Here is a 281-nt window from a genome sequence, read left to right on the forward strand (position 1 = left end):
GTAAACCTCAACAAGAACATGAGTATTTATATTGGGAGTTTTATGAACGGGGAGGAAGTCAGGCTATACGTAAGGGTAACTGGAAATTAGTTCGAACAAAAGTGTTTAAACCTAGTCAAACAGTCACTGAGTTGTTTGATTTAGAAAAAGACCCTGAAGAAACAACTGATCTTTCCAATGAATACCCGCAAATTGTAAGTGAACTTGAGGAATTAGCAAAAGTTACACGTACAGATTCTGATATTTTCAAATTCAAAAATTAATAAAAGCTCAGATATGAA

At 33.8% G+C, this 281-nt stretch carries 1 pseudogene; it reads left to right on the forward strand.

The features are described from left to right. Positions 1–263, forward strand: a pseudogene (locus FNN09_RS21305) (arylsulfatase); the annotation flags it as partial. Positions 264–281: the final 18 nt, after the last annotated feature.

Origin of the sequence: Carboxylicivirga sp. M1479, assembly GCF_007097485.1 — a bacterium.
Taxonomy (GTDB): Bacteria; Bacteroidota; Bacteroidia; order Bacteroidales; family Marinilabiliaceae; genus Carboxylicivirga.